The sequence below is a fragment of the Bacteroides sp. genome, assembly GCF_030151085.1.
Lineage (GTDB): Bacteria > Bacteroidota > Bacteroidia > Bacteroidales > Bacteroidaceae > Bacteroides.
On the sequence record NZ_JASLER010000096.1, the window covers coordinates 25,230 to 46,135 of the forward strand.

The following is a 20,906-nucleotide window of genomic DNA, read 5'->3' on the forward strand; positions in this document are numbered from 1 at the left end:
CTCTCCATCGAGGATTGTGTTTTCTTTGTCCAAAAGTACAACTTATTATGATGAGGTGGTGCATTATGCATTGTTTCAACTATTTATTTTAGGCGAAGTATCAAAAGCCATAACGGATGCCGGAGATAAAGCGTAGTGATACACCAAACTCGCGGTCGCCCTTATTATCTTTAAAGCTATTGATAAATCCTTTAAGACTACGGTCGGTTATACTTATTCCACGTATCCAATTACCACCTATCCCCAAATAGATACTTGTCCTTTTATTGATATAATAAGATGGACTGATATACGACTTCAACATCATCATGGAATAAATTTGAGATTTCTCTTTTATGTTCATCACGGCGGACATGCCATCCATTTCAATGGCTGTCAGCTCTACCTTTATCTTTGGGGTCAACCATGTGGCAGCCGAAACTTTCATGCCGCTCGACATATCTACTTTAAATTCATACTTCCCCGTTTTTTGCCAGGAAAAATAGAGCATGGGCAGTATCATAGGGATGCCATACGAATTGGTCAGTCCTGCTCCGATTCCCAAATCGAGATTCTTCTTTAAATGGTAGATGAAGACTACACCTCCATTGGCCAGCAGACTTCTTGATGTGATGTTATTGAGCGGGGCATAGACACCTGCACCTAACGAAGCAATGATGCTCCATCTCCCGGATAAAGGGCGGATGTGAGATAGGTTTAGACCGGCATTCAATATATTATCCGGATTCAGACTTTGGGCTTCTCCTCTGTTTTCGAGTACCCCCAGTTTACTGTAAAGTGCCACAGACCATGCTCTTACCAGCCCTTTTTCAGTTTGTTTGACCGCAAAAGGTTGATTATATCCTCCTGATAAAATCAACAGATCTCCTGAGCCGTACTGTCCTCCGGCTTCGTCCCCAAGGGAGCTCGATGACATGTAATCACACCCTATCCAACCCTGCGCATAACTACTTGTCGAATACATAAACAGACATAATACGACTTTAATAATCAGTTTCATAAAGCTTTGTTTTTCGGCAAAGGTAGTCGTGTGGGACGTTGGAAAGCAAGCTCTTGGCGATGAAACGTATTCTTGAAAGGATGGAATGCAGGATTCAAAGGACGAGTTGCAAAAGAAAGGTATGTTTGTAGTATTTGTGTTGCTATAACTAAACTACCGAATGAACGATGTTTTTTATTTATATACACCGTCTTTAATCTCCAAATATACGTTATAAAACTTCGTCCTCCAATTGCGGGCTGAACGGTTGCGATATGCGGGCTGAACGGTTGCCAACTGTACCCCGTAGAGCCCGCAATTGTAAAACGAAGAAATCATTCTTGTATAGCTCTATTTTGTATGCTGCAAATGCATATTATCAACAATGGATAATGGTAAATAGCTGCTATAATATTTTTTAGGTTATTGAATAGTTACTAAGTCAACATAGTAGCCATGGCCTACACAAAGGAATCCGTTTTCGTTTTTCATCTTATCGATCATCTCTTGCGTGACGGTCATTGTGTAAACACCACCTACATTGAACTCAATTTTATCTTCAAGCCCACTCCATGAGCCCGTAGCAAGCTGCATCTGATGGTATTCGGCAGAAGGTTCAATAGAGTAATAAACACGTAGAATGGTTCCTGGCTTGATGGCAGTAATCACGTCCTGCGGTATGAGGTTGAACGTTTTGTTAGGATTACCATCGGGGTTATCCCAAGATACGTAATGATGCCCTTCCCACAAAGCTTTTTCGGCAGAGATGTTAAGCGTTTGTTCCTCAGTGACTTCACCATTGGCATAGAATTGTATGTTTTCACCACTTTTTGTCTTGCCGGTCACAGTATATGTACCTTCTTCCAATTCCGGGCAAGTCAGTGTGAGGGTTGTAGCTGTTTGTTCGGTGAATTCGGTAACTTCTATATTGTTTACTATGATAGAGGCGACGGCATCAAGGTTGATACCAGTCATAGTCCATGCAGCAGTAGATGTGGCACGGTTGACGCCTGATGTAATCATAGGAACCTTAGTCACTTGTACAGTGTTGGCACCATATTCATTGCCTTCGGCATCTGTGAATAGTACACGATAATTACCTTCAGTCAGATTGGCGGGTACAGTATATTCCAGATAGTTACCTTCTTCTGTTTCTATATAATTAATATCTGTAGCATTTATGCCGTTGATAATGATACCGGTTACTTTGTCGAGGTTGTTACCGTAAAAATAAGCTTTATTGCCGGGAGCGACGAGGTGTTCAAAAGCTACTTTTATAGCACTAGGATCGCTCGCTAAAGGGTTTACCTGAATGATACCTTCACGATAAGTAGACTTGCCGGTTTCGGTGCTGGCTGTCACCTTGAGGTGATAAGTACCTGCAACAAATTCCTTTTCTATTTCAGTACCGCTAATAACCTCTTCACCATCAATAAACCAAGTCACTGTGGTATAATCAGCTGGGGTAACGGTGAGCTTCATTGAAAATTTGCCATCACGACTAAAGTTGGCAATAACAGGCAGACTACCGTTGACACGATCGGGAAAAATGGGGTCAATAATTCGCGGATCATCATTGGCCGTAGCAGTAGAGAACGGCTCTTCTTCGCTGCAGCCCGTAAAGAGTATGCTAAATGTGAGTATAGTGAACAGTATGAGATGTATCTTTTTCATATTAATACTTGATTTTAAGTTTTTATTGAGCATTATTTTTATCCCACCAAACGGGTGTGTTCCAGCTATTGTTACCTCCCATGCGGCTCAATGCTTCCTCGTAATTCTTTTTATTGTACGATGATTCGATTACAGGGTAGCATAGGCGGACGGGAATAGCCGGACCACCGGTGAGAACCTGGCTAAAACCATAGTCAGCCGGTGACTTGAGTCGTGGGTAATTGGAACGACGCAGGTTTGCCCAGCATTCCAGCGGATTGGTGAAGTGCAGAATCCATGCTTGCGTGTTTATAGATGCTTTCTTTTGCTCGGATGTATAACCAATATTGTTGTTGTTCATGTAATTATTGAATTCAATATCGCTAACAGCATCACATTCATAATTGTCTGTAAGGAAATCTATGGCAGCACGTACGCCTTTTCTGTAATAGTCTTCTACAGTGCCAGGTACATTCCATCCTTTAAGAGAAGCTTCAGCTAATAAGAAGTTAACTTCGGCTGAGGTAATAACTACCCCCGGATTATCTCCTGTCAGAAAGTTATTGGCCAATTTGGGTTCCGTTTCGGTATCCATACTTGTCTTTTCAATGCTGGGATCGTTCTTTTGAAGCTCTTTTATAAGATCACTTTCGTAACTTGCAGGCCAAGGTTCATAGAAAAATGCACCCGGATCACGAGGATGAGCCATACCTTTAGCCAACACTTCCTCAGAAATGTCGATACGACCTTCTGTATCGGTTGAGTTCATCGTTTTGTCGAAGTAGAATCGAATGATGGCGGAGAAACGTGGGTCACCTGTACTGTACAACTGGTTGTAGAGAGTTGAGCAGATAAAGCTGGGATTGTTAAGAGGGTCGTTACCAAAGAATAGCTGTGATAGAGCATTACGACGATAGTCGGTGTAACTTTCACCACCAAAACTGAAGGCGATATCCATATAAGGAATCAATGCGTCATCGGCACCCGATGTGAATATACCACCATCTGCTGCCAGCGCTTTTTCGAACTCCTCTTGTGCTTTCTGCGGATTGGCATCGGATATGCGCATGGCATAACGCAGATGGAGTGAATTGGCGAATTTCTTCCATTTGCTTATGTCTCCTTTGTAAATAACGTCGCCGGTAATTCGGTCTTTTGTTGCGTCGAGAGCAGTAACGGCGGCATCGAGTTCGACGAAGAAATCATTGTAAATATCTTCTTGAGTGTCATATTTAGGAGTGAATTTGCTCTCGATGAAACCTCTGCCTGCTTCGGAGTAAGGCACATCACCATAAATATCAGTCATCAGCGACATGAGGTATACGCGATAGATGCGTAAAGCTGCGTTGATATTTACTTTCTCTGCGTCGTCTGTTGTACGAAGTTGTGCATCAGTGACATTCTTGATAGAATTCAAATAATACTTTTGCCAGATGTGCCCCATTTCGTTATGATCGATGGTGTGACGTCCGCCATAATTGGTGGTATTCCAGCATCCCATCAACTGTTGGTTGAAGGCGTAAATGTAACTACGAAAGGTTTCCATCGCTTCTATATCACCATAAATCTGTAATTGGGCAGTGGTGAGTTGTGCGTTAGGATCAATGGTGGCGGCTTTCGAAGGGTCTGTATTCATGCTTTCCATATACTCATCGCTACAAGATGTAGAGAGTAGGGTGCATGCCATCAAAATTATTGTGATATATGATTTATATTGTCTCATTTGTATATCTTCTTTATAGGTTGAACTAATTATTGCGGTTTCTCTCTTAGAATTTAACGTTGACATTGAAGCCGTAACTTTTACGTGAAGGTAGTGAACCGTATTCCATACCCATACCGGTAGTGTTGTTGTAATTAGAGTCCGGATCTATGTTAGGAATATTTTTCCATACAATGAATGGGTTTCGGGCTACAAATGAGACAGTCAAATCGCTCACCAAATTCTTTAGCCAAGTTTTGGGCAAAGTATAGCTCAGGGTAATTTCACGACACTTCACGTATGAGTTGTCATAGATAAACATGGAAGGAGCATTTCGGCAAACATTCATCCAATATTTTTCGGGATTGATAACGATGTCATTCTCACGGAAAGTACCGTCACCATTATCTATTACCCCTGGTGCTATAAAACCACCCGTAGGAGTCCAGTCGGGAGAATCTTTGGCATAACCGGCTGCCTGACGTGCTTCTTCCGACTGATACCATGCATCACGGCCTTCCAAGGTAGACAAACTTTTTCCGGTTTCGTGAGCGGCACGGGCTGACATAGAATAGAGGTCGGCGCCAACTTTCACGTCGAATACAGCAGAGAGTGAAAGGTTCTTGTAGGTAAAGTTGGTAAAGACACCACCTGTCCAATCCCAGGAAGCATTACCTAGTACGTGATTGCTTTTGTCATACATAGGCAGGCCGGTTGTCGGGTCGATGAGAATATCACCATGCTCGTTTCGCTGGAAGTCGGGGCCTATGATGGAACCGAAGTTTTCACCTACCTTGGCTGCTACCTGTACGTCCAACCAGGTTGCTTTTTCTAGTTCGAACATATCCATATCATCCACCAACTTCTTCACCTTATTGCTGTTTTTCGAGAAATTGAAGTTCAAATCCCAAGAGAAGTCTTTTATTTGAACAGGACGAGTATTCAAGGCGATTTCAATACCTTTGTTTTCAATCTCACCGGCATTAATCAGGCGATATCCGTAACCGGTAGCCGAAGAGTTTGCCATACCCATAATCTGATTTTTACTAAGCTGAGAGTAATAAGTGAAGTCCAAACCTATGCGGTTGTGTAAGAATTTCAGTTCCATACCTAATTCTAAAGAGTTAGTCTTAGTGGGTTTCAGGTCTTTGTTAGGAATAGTACCGTTGCTGATAGAACCTATGGTGAATCCAGGATAAGCAAATTTTGACTTGGTATAAACCAGTCCGAGTTGATAAGGATCGGTGTCGCTACCTACCTGTGCCCATGACATACGTATCTTTCCGTAAGGCAGGATTTGGTTTGATTTCAGAAGTTCTGAGAATACGAAGCTACCGGAGAAAGAAGGATACATGTACATGTTGTTGCTAACGGGCAATGTAGAAGATTGGTCACCACGCAGAGTAGCATCTAAATAGAGCATATGCTTCCAACCCAAGTTGATGGCGCCATAGGCTGAGTTAATCTGCTTACGGTAGCTGTAGGGTTCTACGCTAATTTCATTGAAACTCATCAGAGCCACCACTTCGCGTATCTTCATATCCTGGGCGGTAGTGATAATGGTTTGGTTGTTCACCTTATATAAATTACCTCCAAACGTGGCATTGAAATCGAGGTTACCCCAAGAGTTATTGTAGAGAGCTAGAATCTCGAAATTGTACATACGGTTGCGGAAGTTGCTGTCTTGCAGACGACCTGCCTCGAATCCTGGAGTGGTGGGAGCTTTGAAGTCCTCAAAGTTAAACCAATTGAGTTCGGCACCTGCAGTCCCTTGTATTTTTAAGTGTTGGCTGATGTTCCAGGTTACTTTACCGTTGAAACGGAATAGGTCTTTTTTTGAAACATTTGAATTCTTGTAAATATCCCAATAGGGGTTTACATTGTAAGGGTCCATGCCATTCCAGTTGGAGTATTCGCCGTTGGCATCCTGATAGTTTTGTAGCCACTTCTGGTCGTAAGTAGTAGCCAGTGTCATAAGATTCTTGCCAATGTTTGACTTGCTGTCGCCCAACGCCGGACGGTTCTTTACATCCTCGCGGGTGTAGTTGACACTAAAGTCCAGATCGAATTTTCCAGCCACTGTGTTGGCGCGTAAGTTGAAGATATCGCGGCTCATGTGAGTTTTGGGAACGATATCCTTATTACGCATATCAGTATAGGTGAAGCGGATGCCGGTTTTACCATTGTTTACCCCAATGATGGCACTATTGGTAGCAGTGAAACCTGTGCGGAAGAACTCAGAGGTATTGTCGGGAACAATGAGATAAGGACGTTCCACACCATCGTAATATTTTAGCGTGTTGCTACCATCTGCTTTTGCACCCCAACTCATATTGGTATTGGACACTGCATTGACTGGATATGTACCATTACTACCCATGCCATAGATTTGCTGAATGTCATTCCACTTGGCTAACTGAGTGTCGAAGGTCAGTGTACCATTATATTCTACGCTTACCTTATCTTTATTGGCTTTCTTGGTAGTAATAAGAATAACGCCATGACTGGCACGGCTACCATAAAGAGCGGATGCAGCCGGACCTTTTAGTACTGACATACTCTCAATATCATCGGGATTAATACTGGAAATTCCGTCACCAAGGTCAAAACCTCCGTAAGTGCCGGCACTACCGAAATTAGTATTGTCCAAAGGAACGCCGTCTACCACATACAGTGGTTGATTGTTGCCGGTCATTTCTGTACTACCACGTAGAATAACACGCGATGAGCCGGAAGCACCACCGGCCGTTTGACTGACGACCAAGCCTGGTACACGACCCGCCATTGAATTGATTACATTGGTTTCTTTAGCTTTGTTCAATGCCTCGCCTTGTACCTCGGCCACACCGTAACCGAGTGCTTTACGTTCACGCTTGATGCCCAAAGCTGTTACGACAACTTCTCCTAACATCTTATTATCTTCTTCGAGCACGATGTTCAAAGGGGCTTTGTCAGCTTTTACTTCTTGCTGTTTGTAGCCGACAAAACTAATGACTAATGTTGCGTCGGGTTTTACATTTAAACTGAATTTGCCGTCTTGGCCGGTGATAACGCCATTGGTAGTTCCTTTCTCAACGATGGAGGCTCCTACTACTGGTCCAAAAGAGTCTTTCACAATACCTGTTACTTTGTTACTATGCTGTTCTACAGCAAAATTTTCAGGTAAAGCTGCTTTTACTTGCGGTAGACCTCCCCATAGACAAAGAGAAAGAGTGGAGCAAAGTAGTGCTTTTTTACAGTTTCTTACTTTCATAATAGTTATAATAAAATTAGTAAATAGATTTTTGGTTCCGGCGCAAAGGTGATAAAAGTATCTGTTTGGCAGGTTTGAATTTCTACATATTAGGTTTGAATCGCTTCATATTCTAATAAAGGTTTGATTTTTTGCATGTAAAACTTTAAAATTGAAACATATTGTGGCTATAATTTTGAGCATTTATTTTGTTGATGTATTTTTGCCTCTATTAAATCAATACTACCATCAAATGCACATTCATGCTAGACAATCCATACAAATTTTGACCATACTACTTCTTACTCTATTTACGGTCACTATTAATGCAGAAGAGTACAACCAACGATTCACCAGTTTGCAATTTGGTACGGAACAAGGATTGAGTAGCCAGCGGGTTTTTTCAATAGCCACAGATAACCTGGGAGCTATATGGATGGCTACACTCGATGGTATTAATCGTTATAACGGCTGCTCGATGAAGAGTTATAATTTGGATTCAAATAGCAAATTATCTGATGCTTCGGGAAGTACAATCATGTTGACCACAACCTCTGACAACTTAATATATGCATATAATAATGTAGGGCGAATCTATAAATACAATACACTCACAGACCAATTTGAACTCTGCCTTGATTTGGCAGAGCACATTCATTTGGGGTTAGCTCTTAAATACCTGTTTATTGACTCGAATGAATGCATGTGGATAGGACTCAGTACTGGTCTTTACTGCTATCGGTTAGATGAGGGACTTACACGAATAACTTCTGATAGTTTCGTGGCATATATCATCGAACTTCCGCAAGGTATTGCAGTTGGTACTGAGTGCGGTTTGGATATCTATTCTAAAAAGGGGCAACTATTGCGCCAACTCTGTGCAGGCACCTATGTACAAAGTCTTTTGCTTCCCTCAGGTAGTAATACTTTATTGGTAGGTACTTTAAATAATGGGATGAAAACAGTCGATCTCGAATCATGGCAGGAACAGTCTGCCAAAGTCAATTCGTTGCCCCAAACACCTATACGCTCTATGATAGAAGTTGCTTCATCAACTGTGTTGTTGGGATTTGACGGTGATGGCGTTTATTCTTATAATTATTCAACCGGTAAGGCGGCCCCGCTCTTTACACGCGACAATCGGATGCTAACCGCTACGGGAGTCTATTCATTATGCTGTGACCTTGAAGGAAATATTTGGGTGGGAACTTATGCGGGGGGCGCTTTTCTTATGATGTCTGAGGAGAATACTACCACTCTGTTAAAGTATCGTGAAGGAGGTGGAATTTCACTGGCTAATGATAATGTAAATGCACTCTGCGAGACGAATAACGGTGAACTGTGGATTGCCACCGACAATGGTATCAGCATATACAATTCTGCTACTGACCAATGTCGGCAAATACTTGCGGGAAATGTAGTGTTAGGTATCACTGCCAATCAGCAAGGAGTTATTGCTGCAGGTACTTATGGAAATGGAGTGTTTTTGCTCGATAACCAAGGACATGTATTGCATCACTACCTTAAGAATAATTGTGACTTGCCATCGAACTATCTTTCAGCAATACTTTTTGATACCGATTCCGATTTATGGGTAGGTACTATGGATGACCAGTTACTTAAATTGAATAGTCGCACACAGCAGTGGAAATCATATGATGTAGCAAAAGTGCGTTGTTTAGCGCAGAAAGATACTCATACAATTGGTATAGGTACGGTTGACGGACTTATCTTGATAGACAAACAAACAGACAAGCAAACTCATCTGCTTAAAAGTTCCGACAATAGGGGACAGGACTTTAATGTTTTCATTCAAGCGATGGCATTTATCGACAATGAACAGGTATGGTTGGGGAGTGATGGAGGAGGACTATATTTACTTAACTTGCGTACTTCTGAAAGGAAAATATTCTCAGTTGACGACCGGCTACCTTCTAACCGTGTATGTGCTTTGCTTATCGACCATGACAATATGTTGTGGATAACTACTGATCATGGTTTGGCTTGTCTCCCTTCAAATTCCTCCATGAAGATATACAATCAGAATTTTGAACATGCGATGTCGAGATCCTATAATCGCTCTGCGGCCATCCGCTTGTATGACGGGCGGGTTGCATTGGGAAGTACATCAGGGGTACTGATATTTAAGCCTCATATCTCGCTAACTTCATACAAACTTCCTGTTTTACGTTTCACTAGCTTTCGGATTGATAATATTGATACGAACGAAACAGCATCCATGCATTCGGAGCTGATGCAGATGTTGACGGACAGTACTGTAATCTTATCCTATCGCCATAACTCATTTACGGTAGGTTTTGAGTCCGTGAGTTTTCGCTATCAAAGTGATATTGTATATGAGTATATGCTTCAAGGTTTCGACCGAGGTTGGAACAAACTTGGATATAACGAACAATTGCGATATACCAACGTGCCGCCAGGCAAGTATAAACTTTGCGTGCAGTCACGAAGTCTCCATAATGGGCTTTTGCTAAGTAGTCGGTCTGTTGATATTCTGATTAGTCAGCCGTGGTGGAATACATGGTGGGCTTGGTTGTTATATGTCGCAACTTTCTGTACTATCTTGTGTATGATTATAAGGAGCAAACAGCAGCAAATGGTGCGCCGTTATATGAACGAAAAGATTGCTTTTTTCGTAAGTGTAGCTCATGACATTCGTACTCCGCTCACCCTTGTGAAAGCGCCGCTCGACGAACTATACCACGATGACACACTTCACGATGTTGCTGTAAAAAATGTGCAGTTGGCACGTTTAAACCTCGATAAACTTCTGAATATGTTGTCGCAATTGCTCGATTTTGAACGGATGGAGTCCCCCAATATGGAGCCTCAAATAGAAGCAGTGCCATTAAATAGAACTATAGGTGAACTTGTTGTAGCATTTCAGCCACTATGCCAGCAGCAGCATTTGACGTTGCGAGTAGATAATGTTGACACTAATTTATGTGTGTGGGCAGATACAAGATTGCTGAATCGAATACTGACCAATCTTCTGTCAAATGCCTTGAAATATACTCCTGCAGAAGGTTACGTAAGTATCAGTGCTAAAACTGACGGCGACAAAGTAAAGATTGCTGTGAGCGATACAGGTATCGGCATCTCTCCAATGGAGCAAAAGAAATTGTTTACCAGCTTCTTTCGTGCTAGCAATGCCATTAGTTCCGGTGCTTCGGGCATTGGCTTAGGGCTGTTGCAGGCCAAACGGTTTGCCGGTTTACTAAAAGGTGATATCAAATTTTCCTCTATCGAAGGTAAGGGCTCTGAATTTGTTCTCATTCTCAATAAAGCTGTAATCAAAGTTGTTGTAGAAGATACTACTTGTTCAACAATAGAGACTCTTTCTATTACTGAAAACACTACGTCCGATGAATTGGACAAAGATACTCTGCTCATTGTAGAAGACAATGATGAACTGCGTCGGTATATGCGTCAATTCTTTGAACCGTTTTACCTGGTGATTGATAAGTCTAATGCAGAAGAAGCATTAGAATGTATGGAGACACAATATCCCAGCTTGGTGCTGTCGGATGTAATGATGCCCGGTATGCACGGTGATGAAATGTGTCACCAAATAAAAAGTAATCCCTCTACTTCGGGTATACCGGTGATACTACTTACTGCCAAAGTCTTACAAGAGGCTGTAATAGAAGGATTACAAAAAGGAGCCGATGACTATATAGCCAAGCCTTTCGATATAGATGTACTAAAAGCTAAGGTGAAAGCACAGATTGATAATCGTAAACGTTTACACCAATACTACACACAAATTGCTCTGCAAAAAAATCTTATAGCTTCAGCTCATGGCGTTAATGCCGACAAAGTAGCAACAGAAACAACCGTTCAAGATGAGGTGAGTGTTCCCAATGATGCTGATAGTGCATTTATTGAGAAAGTTACCCGGATCGTAAAAGAGAACATTAGTGACTTGGAATTTGATATTGATCGACTTTGCCGCGATATGGCTATGTGCCGTACCCTTTTTCATGAGCGACTGAAAGCCCTTACCGGACATACACCACATGATTTTATACGTATGATCCGCCTTGAGCATGCAGCTGCCTTATTGTTAGAAGGGGTACCTGTGATAGATGTCTCTATCCGTACTGGTTTTGTTAACGCCAAGTATTTCAGTACTTTATTTAAGAAGTATTTTGGTGTTCAACCTAGCCGATATTCGAGTGGAAATAGAAAATAAACAGAATTGTAGGATTTCAAACCTCGATATGTAGGCGTTCAAACGTAGTGTAGATTTGTTATTGCTAGCTTTGTTGGCATAAATCTATTACTAATATTATTTATGAGTATCAATTCTGTTTCCTTAAAGAAGACTATAGCGATGTTATTAGTTATGACTAGCTTGTCTTGTTCCTCTTCCAATGAATCAGTAGAGGAACTACCGTATCTTACTGTGAAAAGTGTATCGTCAATAAATCTTTCGGCTTCAGGTGGCGAAACAATTATCAGTGTATCGTCCTACCCCAAAGCTGTGGCTCAATCGAGCACTGAGTGGTTAACTCTGAAATCGACTACTCAACTTGACAAACTTTCTTCTTTTGTATTCGTTGCAAAAGCAAATGAGAGTGGTGCTCGTGAATCGATCATTACTATTATTGCGGGCGAGAAGAAAGAAACTATTACCGTCAGTCAGGCAAAAAATAATCAGTCTGAAAGCAAGCCTATAGATGAAAACCAACCCGCTGTAAAGGTAGCCAAGGAACTGGGGCTTGGTTGGAATTTGGGTAACCAGCTTGATGCTTATGTGAATGATGTAGCCGATGAAACTTCTTGGGGTAATGGGAAAGCCACTCAAGAAACGTTTAATAAAGTGAAAAATGCAGGGTTTACATCCGTACGTATTCCTATTACTTGGCTAGGCAAAGTCAGTGCCGCTCCCGGTTATACTATCGACCTTGCATGGCTCAATCGTGCGAAAGAGTTGGTGGATTATGCCGAAAATGCAGGACTGAAAGTCATTATTAATATTCATCACGATGGATACCGGCATGTTAATGAAGATGGTTCTGTGAAATGCAATTGGCTTGATATAGTGAAAGCTTCGGAAGACGTCATCACAAATAATGCGACCAAAGTGCAACTTAAAGCTATGTGGACACAAATTGCTGAACATTTTAAAGATAAAGGTGACTTTCTTATCTTCGAGGGTTTGAATGAAATTCATGATGGAAAATGGGGAATGGGCAGTAATACTATCGATGGGGGTAAACAGTATGCCATACTCAACGAATGGCAACAGGTATTTGTCGATGCTGTACGTGCTACTGGCGGGAACAATGCTGCTCGCTATTTAGGTATTAGTGGTTATTGTACTAACCCTGATCTTACGATGAAATTTCTGAAAATCCCTAGTGATCCGGCTAAAGACCGATTGTTGGTATCTGTGCATTATTATGACCCGGCCACCTTTGCATTAGAAGATAAATTCACCGAATGGGGACATACTGGTGCCGTAGGATCAAAAGATGTTTGGGGGGATGAAGCTCATCTCAATGGGCTTTTTGCTGCATTGAGAACCACGTATGTAGAAAAAGGAATACCAGTATATATAGGTGAAATGGGATGCGTGCATCGTAATAATGTTCGTTCTGAGTTGTTCCGCAAATACTATTTAGAATATGTATGTAAGGCTGCTCGTACGAATGGCATGGCAGTATTCTATTGGGACAATGGTAGTGCTGGTTCGGGACGTGAATGTTCGGGTGTGATAAACCATGCTACAGGTGACTATGTCAACAACGGAAAAGATATAGTAAATGTAATGGCAAAAGGATATTTCACTGACGATGTATCATATACTTTGGCAACAGTGTATCAAAATGCTCCTTGATGAGAGATTGTAATAAGGATATATATATATTGTATGATGTAGCTTGACTCAGCTTAAAATTTGGGTTTTAAAAATGGGGGATTTGGCTTAAACGCCTTATCCCTCTATTTTTTTTCTGGATGCTGAAAATATTACCTATGTTTCAGTATGTTTATCTGTTGTAGAACGATGCCTTGTTGTTGATTTGTCAGACACACATCGAGCGAACAATCGCCCCGAAGAATGCCGACCCTACCCGTACGCATCTCAACCAAGAGATGATAGAATTACCCAATGGGGTGCAGAATCGGACACAGGCGATACAGTACCGATTAGAATCGGCAGGGTTACAACGCAAGATTGGCAAGAACCAAGTTCGTGCCGTCAGAATAATGTTATCAGGTAGCCATGAAGACATGAAACGCATCGAACAGGCTGGCAAATTGAATGAGTGGTGCAAGGATAACCTTGATTGGTTGAAGAAGACCTACGGAGCAGACAACATCGTTTCGGCAGTATTGCATCTTGATGAGACCACTCCACATATTCACGCCACGATGATACCCATTGTTACAGGTGAGCGGAGAAAGAAAAAGGCAGAAGAGGGGATAGGCAAAAAGAAGTACCGCAAAAGAAATCGCCTGATGCCGTCCGCCTGTGTGCCGATGATGTGATGAGCCGTGTCCGTCTGAAAGAGTATCAAAACACATACGCCGAGCAAATGGCGAAGTATGGCTTACAACGGGGCATTGAGGGTTCGGAAGCGAAACACGTTACTACTTCACAATATTACAGAGACCTATTAAACCAGACGGAAAGTATTCAGGGTAATATCAACATCTTGCTGGAGCAACAGGAATCAGCCAAAGAGGAACTGTCCAAAGTGAGGGTGGATGTCAGCAGGGAGAAACTCAAAAACTCCGCTGCCGATGTGGGTTCTAAATTGATGGATGGGGTTAGCTCCTTGTTGGGTACGCCCAAGATGAATAAAATCTAGATGGAAAACAAGGAGTTAAGAGGTGCGCTTCAAAACCTATATGATGAAAATAATGAGATAAAGCAACGTGTAGAAGTCGTTAAAAACGTGGCGTTAAAGGAAGTTAAAAACTTGGGACAGCAGTTTCAGCAACGAGAACAAGAGCTACTCAACGAGAACAGTCTTCTAAAATCGACCTTGAATAAAATCTACAACCTATTCCCACATATCGAGGAACTATTGAAGTTTGAGAAGTTTTGCCAAAAAGTTGGCTTTGGGGTGGAGATGATACGAAAGATGTTCAACAGGGAGGAGGTCGGTTTCAAAGGCGAAATCTACTCGCATGAGTATCAACGCAAATATCACACCGACCACTCCATTGCCAAAGTCGAACCTGACCCGAAGCAACCTCAGAAGTTCAGGCTCAATATCGATGGCTTGGAAATATACGATTGGTTCCGCCAGAAACAAAAGGAGTTTCTTTCATCATTAGGGATAAACGTAAAGAAGAGTTCACAACAACGAAAAATGTAGATGTATGCTGTGGTTCATACTCGTTAAAAACATAAGAAATCTTTGTTTATTACACTGATAAACAAAGATTTCTTTTTAATGTCAATTTTGCAATATCTGGATAAATGCTTATTCTCCGAGCAGCCGGGTAAACGACAATGAACCTAACTTCCATTTGCTATCGACTAATACATACACCTCTGTCACCATAAAAGGATTAACCACCTCGTTGCCACCAACAACAGCTGTCAATCGGATTCTGTCTAAGATGATAGCCGTGCTACCTACAAAACGGATAGATGTTTCCTTTATATCTGCATGTTTATAATGGATTCCTCCGCTTTTGATGGTATTTATTTCCTGTTCCTTGTTCATAGTACCGCCCATGTGGACAAAAACAGCTTCTTCGTGGAATAGGTCATCAAGTGAGTCCACATTCTTATCCGCCATCCACTGCCACTTTTGCTTGGATAGACTTAAAAGTTCCTGTTTTGTCTTTTCGTTAGCCACCTCCTTTTGCTGTGCATGGATGCTTTGCAGGCTCATTATAGATAAGCTCAACACAAGGATTGACAATATCAGATAATTACTTTTCAATACTCTTTTTTTCATGATGTATGTGTTATTAATTCGTTATTTATCTACGGCTTTTATGCCTATTTCCTTTAACCAACTCTCTACACTGGCATTTTTATTAGTTGTTCCGAACCCTTTCAAATGTTTCGAATCCGGTGTTAACTCAACTATTTTTGCTAATGTTTCATCTCTATAAGTTGCCTGATAGGTACAAAAGGGGATTACTGTTTTTCCAGAGAAATCATAATTGTCAGCCTCTAAAAAAGACCAGATAACCATCGGAGCAGTATGCCACCACACGGGACAGCCTACAAATATGGTATCGTATTTGTCAAAATCCGCCACTGTAGCTTTTAGTTTGGGACGGATGCCTTTATCCAGTTCTTCTTTTGCCACCACGGTGCATGGTGTATATTCGATCGGATAAGGACTTACGGACTCTATTCTAAAAAGAGTTCCACCACTATAACGGGCTATGTTTTCGGCAACCTGTTGTGTAGTACCGCCCCAACTGAAATAGGCAATGAGAATTTTATGGTCTGTGGCTTCTGGGGGCGTTTCTTCTGTGATAGAGCTATCGTTTTTACTATCACATGCTGATAATGGATATGCGATTACCATCATAAGCAGAATTAATAATATATTCTTCATATCGTTATTTGTTATTGATGCCTTTCTCTTTTATCCATTCGGACAACAAATTGGCTATTACTACATTATTCAAATCAGACATCGGGAAATGTGTGTTTCCATATATTCCAATCTTGGGTAGTTCTACAATCGTAGCGTCTCCGCCATGCTTATTGATAGTCTCCACGAATTTACGCCCCATTTGAAGGCGGACACGCCAGTTTTCACCACCGAGTTTATCCGTTACCTCTTCCGGAATATAATCTCCGAAATAGAGTACAATCGGAATCTTGGTAAGTTTCATGAACTCTGTCATCGGCACTTCCACGCCCGAAAGTGTACCTGTAAGGCTTGGCATTGGATTGGGTACTTCTCCTTCGGGAAAAACATATCCGCCCGGCTCATAAGAAACAACAGCCCGCACGTTTTGATTTTGCATGCCAACCATCCAACCCGGGAAACCGCCAGCCGAGTGGGTGACAAGTATTCCTTGCCCTATCTTATTCATCAGGGCATTGATGGATGTGAGTACAGGCTCCATACTATGCGTACTGATGTCGGGGGTCATTTGTCGGAAGAATTGTTCTAAGGCTACCGAATCGGTCGGGAATTGCACTCCTTGATTAAATTGCGGCCATTGACCGATACGGAATATATCAAACCAAAACTGCTCATCGGCAAGCGGTTTGATTTCCATTTCTGCGGTAGTCCGTCCTGCACGTCCACGACCGGGAAGATCGACCAAGTATGTGCCGAATCCATGCCGCAACATCAACGTGTTAAACCCTTCCCGTCCATCGGGGGTTGTTTGCCAACTTCGTGCCGACTGCCCGTAGCCATGTATGAAGACCAACGGAAGTTTATGGGCATTGGCAGGTAGTTGATAATCCACTACGGCATGGTCAGCGTGGTAGCTTTGCCCTTGCTCTACCGATTTACCCCAGCCTGCAAACTGGCTATTGTCGTATTTGCCCGGATGCTTCAGCACCGTTCCTCCAACGGCAAAACTACCTTGTTCTGAGATAACGAGCGGGGCGTTTTGTGCCATAGAACTACCTGCTATAAAAGTGGATAACATAATAACTAATATCTGTTTCATTGTTTCTATTTTTTATAGTTGTTGTATTCTTCATCTGTTACAGGTTCAAGCCACACAACAGATCCTTTGGAAGGCTGCGTACCAATGGCAATGTGCGTAAACTCGCTGTCGGGAGCAGCTCCGTGCCAATGAATCACATCGGAAGGAATTTTTACCACATCACCCGGCAGAAGCAGCTGGATGGGTTGGTCTTTCTGTTGATAATACCCTTTGCCGGAGGTGCAAAGTAGAATTTGTCCACCCGGATGAGAGTGCCAACTATTACGAACACCCGGCGCAAAAGTCACGTTAGCAACCGTACAGTCCATCGAATCGGCGGCTGTAACGAACATTTCGAGCCATGCATCTCCCGTGAAATAGGGATTACTCTCCATTAATGTACCTTTACTGAATTGATCTTTTGGTGTTTCCATATTTTCTTTCTTTTGATTGCAACACGCATTGAGTAACAAAGCTGTTGCGATTAGACATAGGATTTTTTTCATGATTTTATAGTTTACTTTAGATATTGTTTATAGAATGCATCCAGCTTCGGAAGCGTGATGTTCAGATACTCCGGACGGTCGTACAAATCGACATGCGTTGCGCCCGGCACAACAAACAGTTCTTTAGGTTCGGCTGCTTTTGAATAAGCATCTTCACTGAAGTAAGCAGATATGGCTTTCTCCCCGGCGATGAAGAGCAGTGGACGTGGCGAAATAGTCTCAATCTGTACGAACGGAAAGAAATTCATCATCGGAGCGAGACTGGTGTACGAATAATAGGCTGTGGAATTGGGATGATTACCACGTGGTGTATCGTAATAGTCCAGAAAATCAAGAGCATATTGCGGAGTAGACGCATCTACTTTTTCAGGCAAGGCACGAATGTCACGGCGTGCTGTTCCAGCAAATTCGGCTGTACGTTGAGTTCCAATTTGATCGAGAGTTGCCATGCGTTGTTCGTAAGTAGTGGCATCACCTACTCCCTGCCGACGGGCACGTCCCATATCATACATACTAATGGTAGCAACCGCCTTGATACGATGGTCTATCTGTGCTGCACTTACTGAATAACAGCCGCCTCCGCAGATGCCTAATGCGCCAATTTGTTCGGCATTAACTGCTGAATGATTGGAGAGAAAGTCTACTGCTGCACTGAAATCCTCCACGCGCACTTCGGGAGATTCTATGCGGCGTGGATAACCACCGCTCTCTCCGTAATAAGAGGCATCAAATGCCAGTGTTATATAACCCAACTCGGCTAATTTACGTGCGTGCAGACCTGATGTCTGTTCTTTTACACCTCCAAAAGGATGCCCTACGACAATAGCAGGATATTTCTTTGATGAGTTATAATCCGCAGGAAAATAGAGGTTACCGACAATATCAATCATAAACCGATTGTGGAAAGTAACTCTCTGTACCTTTATACCATTTCCCACTTCTGCAATAGGCTTTTCTTGATTAGCAGGCAATCCATTGTTTTGCAAAATTCCGTTCAGAACTATACGTCCGGCATCAGCTTCGTTGCGTCCGATCTTTTGTTCGACAATAGACAATAGCTGCCGCAATTGCTCGGGCGTGATGCCCACATTGAGAGAGAGGTTCATGTGTGAACGTATCATCGGTTCTACCCCTCCAATAGCTGCAAGTACCGATACAGTTGCTATTTCTCGCTCTGCATATGTCAGTACATCACGTTCGAAGAGGTCGGCAAAAAGGTGTTCTTTCAAAAAACGTTCTATTTCGGGGGCGAGTACCGCATAATCTGCTTTCGGAGCATTGACAGGAGTACCCGATATTTCGGCGAGAATATCCCGCCCACGTTCATATTTGGTGCGAGAATCTGTGATAGGCGATGCCTCACGTCCTCTCTTGTCCTCAATGCCATGTGCTTTTCGTTCGTTAAGCACAGCTACGAAAGTTTGCAGTCCTCGCAAAGCTCTTGGAAAACCACAATAGGCATAGGTGTGAACCAGCACCTCTCTAATCTCATTGACCGTCATTCCATTGTCAAGTCCCTCTGCTAATGCCGACCTCAGCTTACCCAGATCGCCTTTACCTGTCAAGGCAGCAATTGCCACAATGTTTTGTTGTTTCTTGTCCATCTCTTGTTTAGTTTGTGCTGATACAGACGTTACGATGAAAGCCGCAAGCACGAATGAAATAATCTTTTTTATTCGCATGATTGTTTTAACAATTTGATTATACCTACAAATTATTTCTGCAAAGATAGGAGACATACCGATGCGTGTCAATAGATGAATTACGGTTTAAAACACCGATTTTACTGATTATGATTTAACAGATTGCACATACTAACACACCTTACGGAATCTCGAACCAATATTACTGATTCTATGGATGTTCAGATAAATATCAATAGAGTTTCATTATCTTTGTAAAACGTTAAATAGGTAAACTGGAAAATATATGGGAGATATTATAAAATTAGATTCGGTTCAAGACTACAACGAACTATTAGGAGTGGAAACGCTTCATCCATTAGTTAGCGTTGTCGATATGTCGCAGTTGGAGATGATCCGTCATAGCCGCAAGAACTTTGGGTTCTATTGCATTATTCTCAAACAACTTCATTGCGGTCCATTGTTGTATGGTCGCAATCAGTATGATTATCGGGAGGGAACACTTGTATTTGTTGCTCCCGGACAAGTTGCAGGTAATAATGATAATGGAGAAACCCTCAATCCACATGGCTGGATACTTATGTTTCATCCAGACTTACTACGTGGCACATCACTTGACAAGCAGATGAAAGAGTACACATTCTTTTCATACGAGTCGAACGAGGCTTTGCACATGTCGGAACGTGAACGGCAAATCGTAATCAACTGCTTTAACGAAATTCGTGAGGAATTGGAACATGCCATCGACAAACACAGCAAACAGATTATTGTGGCAAATATAGAGGTGTTGCTCAATCATTGTGTGCGTTTCTATGATCGTCAGTTTGTTACTCGTGAGATTGTGAATCGTGACCTGTTAAGTAGATTTGAAAATTTACTTAACAGTTATTTCAATTCGGATAAACCGCAGCAATTCGGCTTACCTTCTGTGGCATGGTGTTCAGGAGAGCTACATCTCTCTTCCAACTATTTCGGGGATCTGATAAAAAAAGAGACAGGCAAATCGGCACAGGAATATATCCAGCTGACAACTATTGAACGAGCAAAGGAACTCCTCTCCGAAGGCAAGCGCTCTGTTAGTGAAATTGCCTATATATTGGGATTTAAGTACCCCCACCACCTAAGTCGTCTTTTCAAAAAAGTAGCTGGGGTATCGCCGAATGAATATAGGCGTGTAAGTTGAGTATTTGAAAACGCAATTAATAGCTCCCCAATTACAAGCTAATCCTATGTTATGGATATAGTTTGAAATTGGGGAGCTTTTTTTGAATCTATGCTCAAAATATATTATTTTTTGGATTGCTATAAGAAATAATTTCCTACTTTTGTTCTTACAAGAGTTATTTGAAGGTATAACACTGCAAAACGCTGAAATACGCACAGTTGCCAAATCGTTACCTCGCAATTTTCAAAACTCTGCGAACTGTTTATTCGGATCAACGTAAAACTCTGAGGGATTTTCATTTTATGCATATAATTTAGTAAGTCTGTATAAAAAGAACGCCTTATCTCTGACTCCCCTAAACTGTGCTCTGAAAGCTTTGATCTTCGCATTAAAAGATTCTGCCGCTGC

At 42.0% G+C, this 20,906-nt stretch carries 15 protein-coding genes; 6 read left to right on the forward strand and 9 right to left on the reverse strand.

The window, feature by feature from the left end; all coding sequences use genetic code 11:
• Positions 1-100: 100 nt before the first annotated feature.
• From Q1W14_RS20820 to Q1W14_RS20835, 4 genes are all read right to left on the reverse strand, one after another.
• Positions 101-1,000, reverse strand: a complete 900-nt coding sequence (locus Q1W14_RS20820; protein ID WP_300704678.1) for a DUF6268 family outer membrane beta-barrel protein — start codon at positions 998-1,000, stop codon at positions 101-103.
• 402 nt (positions 1,001-1,402) lie between these two features.
• A complete protein-coding gene (locus tag Q1W14_RS20825; RefSeq protein ID WP_300704679.1) occupies positions 1,403-2,653 on the reverse strand; it encodes a hypothetical protein in 1,251 nt (416 codons plus the stop codon).
• Positions 2,654-2,675: 22 nt separating this feature from the next.
• Positions 2,676-4,355: a SusD/RagB family nutrient-binding outer membrane lipoprotein gene (locus Q1W14_RS20830; RefSeq protein ID WP_300704681.1), complete on the reverse strand. Its 1,680-nt coding sequence runs from the start codon at positions 4,353-4,355 to the stop codon at positions 2,676-2,678.
• A 46-nt stretch (positions 4,356-4,401) separates the two neighbouring features.
• On the reverse strand, positions 4,402-7,587 hold the full coding sequence (locus Q1W14_RS20835; protein WP_300704682.1) for a SusC/RagA family TonB-linked outer membrane protein: 3,186 nt from the start codon (positions 7,585-7,587) through the stop codon (positions 4,402-4,404).
• A gap of 265 nt (positions 7,588-7,852) precedes the next feature.
• On the opposite strand from Q1W14_RS20835, the gene Q1W14_RS20840 reads away from it, so the two are divergent.
• The 5 genes from Q1W14_RS20840 to Q1W14_RS20860 all read left to right on the forward strand — a co-directional run bounded on the left by Q1W14_RS20840 (position 7,853) and on the right by Q1W14_RS20860 (position 14,921).
• Positions 7,853-11,782: a hybrid sensor histidine kinase/response regulator transcription factor gene (locus Q1W14_RS20840; RefSeq protein WP_300704683.1), complete on the forward strand. Its 3,930-nt coding sequence runs from the start codon at positions 7,853-7,855 to the stop codon at positions 11,780-11,782.
• Positions 11,783-11,884: 102 nt separating this feature from the next.
• Positions 11,885-13,432: a cellulase family glycosylhydrolase gene (locus tag Q1W14_RS20845; RefSeq protein ID WP_300704685.1), complete on the forward strand. Its 1,548-nt coding sequence runs from the start codon at positions 11,885-11,887 to the stop codon at positions 13,430-13,432.
• 173 nt (positions 13,433-13,605) lie between these two features.
• A complete protein-coding gene (gene mobV, locus Q1W14_RS20850) occupies positions 13,606-14,085 on the forward strand; it encodes a MobV family relaxase (RefSeq protein WP_300704686.1) in 480 nt (159 codons plus the stop codon).
• Entirely contained in the window at positions 14,085-14,408 is a 324-nt protein-coding gene (locus Q1W14_RS20855; protein WP_300704688.1) for a hypothetical protein, read from the forward strand. Before mobV ends, Q1W14_RS20855 begins: the two co-directional genes overlap by 1 nt.
• A complete protein-coding gene (locus Q1W14_RS20860; protein ID WP_300704689.1) occupies positions 14,409-14,921 on the forward strand; it encodes a hypothetical protein in 513 nt (170 codons plus the stop codon).
• Between the two features lie 108 nt (positions 14,922-15,029).
• Here Q1W14_RS20860 and Q1W14_RS20865 read toward each other — a convergent pair whose 3' ends face one another.
• The 5 genes from Q1W14_RS20865 to Q1W14_RS20885 all read right to left on the reverse strand — a co-directional run bounded on the left by Q1W14_RS20865 (position 15,030) and on the right by Q1W14_RS20885 (position 19,372).
• The gene (locus Q1W14_RS20865) at positions 15,030-15,512 is read right to left on the reverse strand and encodes a nuclear transport factor 2 family protein (RefSeq protein ID WP_300704690.1); all 483 of its coding nucleotides are present in this window, start codon (positions 15,510-15,512) and stop codon (positions 15,030-15,032) included.
• A 21-nt stretch (positions 15,513-15,533) separates the two neighbouring features.
• Positions 15,534-16,127: a flavodoxin gene (locus tag Q1W14_RS20870; protein WP_300704691.1), complete on the reverse strand. Its 594-nt coding sequence runs from the start codon at positions 16,125-16,127 to the stop codon at positions 15,534-15,536.
• 4 nt (positions 16,128-16,131) lie between these two features.
• Positions 16,132-17,205, reverse strand: a complete 1,074-nt coding sequence (locus tag Q1W14_RS20875) for an alpha/beta fold hydrolase (RefSeq protein WP_300704693.1) — start codon at positions 17,203-17,205, stop codon at positions 16,132-16,134.
• 5 nt (positions 17,206-17,210) lie between these two features.
• Entirely contained in the window at positions 17,211-17,618 is a 408-nt protein-coding gene (locus Q1W14_RS20880) for a cupin domain-containing protein (RefSeq protein ID WP_300704695.1), read from the reverse strand.
• 83 nt (positions 17,619-17,701) lie between these two features.
• The gene (locus Q1W14_RS20885; RefSeq protein WP_300704696.1) at positions 17,702-19,372 is read right to left on the reverse strand and encodes an alpha/beta fold hydrolase; all 1,671 of its coding nucleotides are present in this window, start codon (positions 19,370-19,372) and stop codon (positions 17,702-17,704) included.
• 247 nt (positions 19,373-19,619) lie between these two features.
• Between Q1W14_RS20885 and Q1W14_RS20890 the strand changes: the two genes are divergently transcribed.
• The gene (locus tag Q1W14_RS20890; protein WP_300704698.1) at positions 19,620-20,516 is read left to right on the forward strand and encodes an AraC family transcriptional regulator; all 897 of its coding nucleotides are present in this window, start codon (positions 19,620-19,622) and stop codon (positions 20,514-20,516) included.
• The last annotated feature ends 390 nt before the right edge of the window (positions 20,517-20,906 follow it).

What these genes read in the sequence shown, in the direction of transcription:
- Q1W14_RS20820 (WP_300704678.1), bottom strand. Translation starts at nt 1,000, where the DNA reads ATGAAACTGATTATTAAAGTCGTATTATGTCTGTTTATGTATTCGACA.
- Q1W14_RS20825 (WP_300704679.1), bottom strand. Translation starts at nt 2,653, where the DNA reads ATGAAAAAGATACATCTCATACTGTTCACTATACTCACATTTAGCATA.
- Q1W14_RS20830 (WP_300704681.1), bottom strand. Translation starts at nt 4,355, where the DNA reads ATGAGACAATATAAATCATATATCACAATAATTTTGATGGCATGCACC.
- Q1W14_RS20835 (WP_300704682.1), bottom strand. Translation starts at nt 7,587, where the DNA reads ATGAAAGTAAGAAACTGTAAAAAAGCACTACTTTGCTCCACTCTTTCT.
- Q1W14_RS20845 (WP_300704685.1), top strand. Translation starts at nt 11,885, where the DNA reads ATGAGTATCAATTCTGTTTCCTTAAAGAAGACTATAGCGATGTTATTA.
- Q1W14_RS20855 (WP_300704688.1), top strand. Translation starts at nt 14,085, where the DNA reads ATGAGCCGTGTCCGTCTGAAAGAGTATCAAAACACATACGCCGAGCAA.
- Q1W14_RS20860 (WP_300704689.1), top strand. Translation starts at nt 14,409, where the DNA reads ATGGAAAACAAGGAGTTAAGAGGTGCGCTTCAAAACCTATATGATGAA.
- Q1W14_RS20865 (WP_300704690.1), bottom strand. Translation starts at nt 15,512, where the DNA reads ATGAAAAAAAGAGTATTGAAAAGTAATTATCTGATATTGTCAATCCTT.
- Q1W14_RS20870 (WP_300704691.1), bottom strand. Translation starts at nt 16,127, where the DNA reads ATGAAGAATATATTATTAATTCTGCTTATGATGGTAATCGCATATCCA.
- Q1W14_RS20875 (WP_300704693.1), bottom strand. Translation starts at nt 17,205, where the DNA reads ATGAAACAGATATTAGTTATTATGTTATCCACTTTTATAGCAGGTAGT.
- Q1W14_RS20880 (WP_300704695.1), bottom strand. Translation starts at nt 17,618, where the DNA reads ATGGAAACACCAAAAGATCAATTCAGTAAAGGTACATTAATGGAGAGT.
- Q1W14_RS20885 (WP_300704696.1), bottom strand. Translation starts at nt 19,372, where the DNA reads ATGCGAATAAAAAAGATTATTTCATTCGTGCTTGCGGCTTTCATCGTA.
- Q1W14_RS20890 (WP_300704698.1), top strand. Translation starts at nt 19,620, where the DNA reads ATGGGAGATATTATAAAATTAGATTCGGTTCAAGACTACAACGAACTA.